The sequence below is a fragment of the Pseudomonas sp. genome, assembly GCF_049590575.1.
In the GTDB taxonomy this organism is placed as follows: domain Bacteria; phylum Pseudomonadota; class Gammaproteobacteria; order Pseudomonadales; family Pseudomonadaceae; genus Aquipseudomonas.
Genome location: NZ_JBAWDE010000161.1, coordinates 1 through 5,761 on the forward strand (window position 1 = coordinate 1; position 5,761 = coordinate 5,761).

At 61.7% G+C, this 5,761-nt stretch carries 6 protein-coding genes; 5 read left to right on the forward strand and 1 reads right to left on the reverse strand.

The window, feature by feature from the left end; genetic code table 11:
- Positions 1-38 precede the first annotated feature (38 nt).
- From WBR57_RS11825 to ntrC, 4 genes are all read left to right on the forward strand, one after another.
- Positions 39-578, forward strand: coding sequence for a chorismate mutase (locus WBR57_RS11825; RefSeq protein ID WP_424083984.1), 540 nt, complete (start codon positions 39-41; stop codon positions 576-578).
- Positions 579-707: 129 nt separating this feature from the next.
- Positions 708-1,334: a hypothetical protein gene (locus WBR57_RS11830; RefSeq protein ID WP_424083985.1), complete on the forward strand. Its 627-nt coding sequence runs from the start codon at positions 708-710 to the stop codon at positions 1,332-1,334.
- A 302-nt stretch (positions 1,335-1,636) separates the two neighbouring features.
- Positions 1,637-2,722 (forward strand): nitrogen regulation protein NR(II), encoded by a 1,086-nt coding sequence (glnL, locus tag WBR57_RS11835; protein WP_032890142.1) that lies wholly within the window; start codon positions 1,637-1,639, stop codon positions 2,720-2,722.
- The gene (gene ntrC / locus WBR57_RS11840) at positions 2,719-4,155 is read left to right on the forward strand and encodes a nitrogen regulation protein NR(I) (RefSeq protein ID WP_003218003.1); all 1,437 of its coding nucleotides are present in this window, start codon (positions 2,719-2,721) and stop codon (positions 4,153-4,155) included. Before glnL ends, ntrC begins: the two co-directional genes overlap by 4 nt.
- A 638-nt stretch (positions 4,156-4,793) precedes the next feature.
- Here ntrC and WBR57_RS11845 read toward each other — a convergent pair.
- Complete coding sequence (locus tag WBR57_RS11845) at positions 4,794-5,234, reverse strand: hypothetical protein (RefSeq protein ID WP_424083986.1); 441 nt, start codon at positions 5,232-5,234, stop codon at positions 4,794-4,796.
- Between WBR57_RS11845 and WBR57_RS11850 the strand changes: the two genes are divergently transcribed.
- Positions 5,233-5,688 carry a tRNA (cytidine(34)-2'-O)-methyltransferase gene (locus WBR57_RS11850; RefSeq protein WP_424083987.1) on the forward strand — a complete coding sequence of 152 codons (456 nt, stop codon included), beginning with the start codon at positions 5,233-5,235 and terminating at the stop codon, positions 5,686-5,688. The two genes, WBR57_RS11845 and WBR57_RS11850, sit on opposite strands and share 2 nt — an antisense overlap.
- Positions 5,689-5,761: the final 73 nt, after the last annotated feature.

Here is a 5,761-nt window from a genome sequence, read left to right on the forward strand (position 1 = left end):
CATTCGCGAGCAAGCCCGCTCCCACAAGGAGACCTTCATTGAAGTTTCAATTTGCGTTCGCCCTGTTGTTCGTCAGCGCCACGGCCAGCGCTGCACCCCCAGCCACCCTCGCCCCACTGCTCACCAGCATCGCCGAACGCCTGGCCATCGCCGACCAGGTCGCGCTGAGCAAATGGGACAGCCACAAGGCCGTGGAAGACCGCCCACGGGAACGCGATGTGATCGCCAGCGCAAGAGCCCAGGCGCCCGACTATAAAGTGGCGCCAGACGCAGCGGAGCAGTTCTTCAGCGCCCAGATCGAAGCGAACAAACTGGTGCAATACACCCGGCTGTCCGACTGGCAGTTTCAAGGCAAGGCACCCGATACCCCACGCCCTGATCTGGCCGGAAAGATCCGTCCCCAACTGGACCAACTGCAAAAACGCCTGCTGCAGCAACTGGCGGACTTCAGCCCCGAACGCAGCAATCCGCAGTGTCCGCAGTGGTTGGCACTGGCCGTACACGAGCCACGAAACGACCCGTTGATCCAAATCGCCATGGCCCGCGCCACGGCCGAACTGTGTGTCTATACACCCTGACGGACCAGGGCCTGTTCGTTGCAGGCCCTTTCCCGCATCATCGCCAAATAGCGGAAATGGCTTACATATCCCGGGTAGCTGCGCCACTAGGATGCAGCGTCTAGCCGCCACCCGCCGACGTACTTTGCGATGAATCCCACCTGCAAATCCCTGTGTTCGCTGACGCTGATGCTCAGCCCGTTGAGCGGAGCAGACGTAAGCGCCACCCCGCCAACCAACGACTTCGAGCCCACCTCCTGGACGGTGGAGGCGCCCTACCGAGACAGCAAAATGATCAGCGCACGAATTGACGGCGTGGCTGCCCACGCTGACGAGACCAGCATCGCAATCCTGCACGTCGCCTGCTATCGCACCCCTCTGCGCCCGATAATCTCGTTTTATACCCATACGGATGAACTGCGCTTCAACCCCAACATCTATGAAGGCCCTGACGCTCGATCAACCGGCCCCCTCAACCTGACGACCGGCGCACTTCCCCCCCATACTTACCGCGTAAACGGCTATTACAGTGCCGAGCCCACGCATCAACATGGCGTGCTGTTCAAATTCACAATGCCCGCCAATCGCCGAGAGCTGCGCGAGTGGATCAGCGCTGATATGGGCGGCCAAGTGATCAAGATAAAACTGCCTTCCGCGCTCCCAGGCGATGCGCCTTTGACCGCCGAATTCGTGCTGCCCCATGACAGCGGCGGCCTGCGTGAGGTCATCACGCCGTGCCTCAACAATCGAAAAACCACACCCAGAAAAACCTCCTGAACCCAGCCGACTTCACACAACCATTCCCTGCCTGACTCACTGGCAGGAAAGCCGTTTCGAGCTTTCCTGAACAGTCAGGCCAAATCCGCACTATATTGGTGCGAGACACTGCACACTTCCCACCTGCCCGGCCCATTTTGGTTCGAAACTTCCCGATCAAGCTGGCAGAACGCCACAGTTTCGCGCCTTAAACCCCTATTTCAGTGGTTTAACGCTTCTTTTCGGAGCCTTGGTTTGGTTTTTGCATTTTCCTTGTATCAGCGTGTGCCTCAAGCCCGCGCCTTGCTCCAAAAGAGGTCCTGATGACCATCAGCGATGCACTGCACCGTTTGTTACTCGACAACCTGACCACCGCGACCATCCTGCTCAATGACGACCTGCGTCTTGAGTACATGAACCCGGCGGCGGAAATGCTCCTGGCCATCAGCGGCCAGCGCAGCCATGGGCAGTTCATCAGCGAATTGTTCACCGAGTCGGCCGAAGCCTTGAGCTCATTGCGCCAGGCGGTGGAGCAGGCACACCCGTTTACCAAGCGCGAAGCGATGCTCACCGCGCTGACCGGCCAGACCCTGACCGTCGACTACGCCGTGACCCCGATCCTGAGCAATGGCGCTACCTTGCTGTTGCTCGAAGTGCACCCGCGCGACCGCCTGCTGCGCATCACTAAGGAAGAAGCGCAGCTGTCCAAGCAGGAAACCAGCAAGATGCTGGTGCGCGGCCTCGCCCACGAGATCAAGAACCCCCTCGGCGGTATTCGCGGCGCGGCGCAGCTGCTGGCCCGGGAGCTGCCGGACGAGAACCTCAAGGACTACACCAACGTCATCATCGAGGAGGCCGACCGCCTGCGTAACCTGGTGGACCGCATGCTCGGTTCCAACAAGCTGCCGTCGCTGGCGATGACCAACGTGCACGAGGTGCTCGAACGCGTTTGCCACTTGGTCGAGGCCGAAAGCCAGGGCTGCATCACCCTGGTGCGCGACTACGACCCGAGCATTCCCGACGTGTTGATCGACCGCGAACAGATGATCCAGGCGGTGCTCAATATCGTGCGCAACGCCATGCAGGCCATCAGCAGCCAGAATGAGCTGCGCCTGGGTCGCATCAGCCTGCGCACGCGCGCCCTGCGCCAGTTCACGATTGGCCATGTGCGCCATCGCCTGGTGACCAAGGTCGAAATCATCGACAACGGGCCGGGCATTCCGGCGGAACTGCAGGAAACCATTTTCTTTCCCATGGTCAGTGGCCGCCCGGACGGTACCGGGCTGGGCCTGGCCATTACCCAGAACATCATCAGCCAGCACCAGGGTCTGATCGAATGTGAGAGCCATCCCGGCCACACCACGTTCTCGATCTTTCTGCCTCTGGAACAAGGAGCCCCATCGACATGAGCCGTAGTGAAACTGTCTGGATCGTCGATGACGACCGTTCTATCCGCTGGGTCCTCGAGAAAGCCTTGCAACAGGAAGGCATGACCACCCAGAGCTTCGACAGCGCCGACGGGGTGATGAGCCGCCTGGCGCGTCAGCAGCCTGACGTGATCATTTCCGATATCCGCATGCCCGGCGCCAGCGGCCTGGACTTGCTGGCGCGGATTCGCGAGCAGCACCCGCGCTTGCCGGTAATCATCATGACGGCGCACTCGGACCTGGACAGCGCTGTCGCGTCCTACCAGGGCGGCGCCTTTGAATACCTGCCCAAGCCGTTCGACGTGGACGAGGCGGTGGCGCTGGTCAAGCGCGCCAACCAGCACGCCCAGGAACAACAGAACCAGGAAGCCCCACCGGCACTGACCCGTACCCCGGAAATCATCGGCGAAGCGCCGGCGATGCAGGAAGTGTTTCGCGCCATCGGGCGCTTGAGCCACTCCAACATCACCGTGCTGATCAACGGCGAGTCGGGTACCGGTAAAGAGCTGGTGGCCCACGCTCTGCACCGTCACAGCCCACGGGCGGCCTCGCCGTTTATCGCACTGAACATGGCGGCGATTCCAAAGGACCTGATGGAGTCCGAGCTGTTCGGCCATGAAAAAGGCGCGTTCACCGGCGCGGCCAACCTGCGTCGCGGGCGCTTTGAGCAGGCCGACGGCGGCACGCTGTTCCTCGATGAAATCGGCGACATGCCGGCGGATACCCAAACCCGCCTGCTGCGCGTACTGGCCGACGGCGAGTTCTACCGCGTCGGCGGGCACACGCCGGTCAAGGTCGACGTGCGCATCATCGCCGCGACCCACCAGAACCTCGAAACCCTGGTGCATGCGGGCAAATTCCGTGAAGACTTGTTTCACCGTCTGAACGTGATCCGCATCCACATCCCACGTATGTCGGACCGTCGCGAAGACATCCCGACCCTCGCCCGCCACTTCCTCAGCCGCGCCGCCCAGGAGTTGGCCGTCGAGCCGAAGCTGCTGAAGAGCGAGACCGAGGAATACCTGAAGAACCTGCCATGGCCCGGCAACGTGCGCCAGCTGGAGAACACCTGCCGCTGGATCACCGTGATGGCGTCCGGCCGCGAAGTGCATATCAGCGACTTGCCACCAGAGCTGCTGAGCCTGCCGCAGGATTCGGCCCCGGTGACCAACTGGGAGCAGGCGCTGCGCCAGTGGGCCGACCAGGCCCTGGCACGCGGCCAATCGAACCTGCTGGACAGCGCCGTGCCGGCGTTTGAGCGGATCATGATCGAAACCGCCCTGAAGCACACCGCCGGCCGCCGCCGCGACGCCGCTGTGTTGCTGGGCTGGGGGCGCAATACCTTGACGCGCAAGATCAAGGAGTTGGGCATGAAGGTCGATGGCGGGGATGACGACGAGGGTGATGAGGGCTGATCACAGCCTTTTCATCCAATGAAACCTAATGTGGGAGGGGGCTTGCCCCCGATTGCGGTGTATCAGCCACACAACCGCTGACTGACACACTGCTATCGGGGGCGAGCCCCCTCCCACATTTGAATCTCCTGCACGTTTGGATCTCCACAGGCTTCAGAACGTGCACCGCTTCAATGCACCATGAACCGGCATCGGGCACAGCTCCAACGCCTGAAACGACCAAATCATTAACAAAAAATGCATCGCCAAAAACACCAAAGCCCCGTAGTCCGGGGCTTTGCGCTTTATGGCGTGATTTTTTGGCACAAATTGCAAACTCTGGCACGCGCCCTGCAATAACCCAGTACTACCCAGTTTCGGGGACCTTGGTACAGGCAGGCCGAGAATCCCCTCTTTACATCCGGGGTGCTTGATGCGAACCGCGTCGCGCTCCACACGCTTTGGGGAACCTCGGTACAGGCAGGCCGGGGACTCCCTCTTTAACACCGAAGCTCGTTGCAGCTTCACCCCGTTTTGGGAGCCCTGGTACAGGCAGGCCGGGAACTCCCTTCTTTACACCCGGGGCTTATGCGGCACAGCGCGCATAGCTCCAGCCCGTTTTGGGGACCTTGGTACAGGCAGGCCGGGGATTCCCTCTTTTATTCCTCCCGGAGATGGATCTCCAGCCGCCAGCGGCCATCAGCCTCCTCGCCCTTCCACTCCCCACGCAATGGCCGAGCCGCCACCAGGTTCAGCAGCAAGCCGCCATCGGTCTTGCGGACTCGCCAATTCACGTCCTTGTCATTCACCTTGAGTTGCCCGCCGGCGGCCTTGCCCTGCGCGTCAAACAGCAGCGCCACGGTGCCGTCGATATGCTCGCCGTGCAGCTTGGGTTCGCTGTTGAACCACACCACCACGCCATCCGCAGCGGTCTCAACCTGTTGCAGCTCGACCGGGTCGGGGGTGGTCAGGCGGCCGATCATCAAACCCACCATCAAGCCGACAATCGCCAATGAGCCCATGACCCTGGGCAATAGCTTCGGCCTTGGGTCGTCTTCGGGGGTAGAATGCAGCGCATCTTTGCCTTCGGAGCCGTGCATGTTTCACGTCATCCTTTTTCAACCAGAAATTCCGCCGAATACCGGCAACGTTATCAGGCTGTGCGCCAACAGTGGCTGCCACCTGCATTTGATCGAACCGCTGGGCTTCGACATGGACGACAAGCGCCTGCGTCGCGCCGGGCTGGACTACCACGAGTACGCCACCTTGCAGCGCCATCCCGACCTCGCCAGCTGCCTCGAAAGCCTGGGCCACCCACGGCTGTTCGCGTTCACCACCAAGGGCTCGCGGCCGTTCCATGATGCCAGCTTCGCCGAGGGCGACGCCTTCCTGTTCGGCCCCGAAAGCCGAGGCCTGCCGGCGGACGTACTCGACGCCCTGCCCGACGGCCATCGCCTGCGTTTGCCGATGCGCGAGGGCTGCCGCAGCCTGAACCTGTCCAACACCGTGGCCGTCGCGGTTTACGAAGGCTGGCGGCAACTGGGGTTCAAGTAACACTGCATAACGAATGTGGGAGCGGGCTTGCTCGCGAAAGCGGAGTGCCAGTCAACAAAGATATCGACTGAAG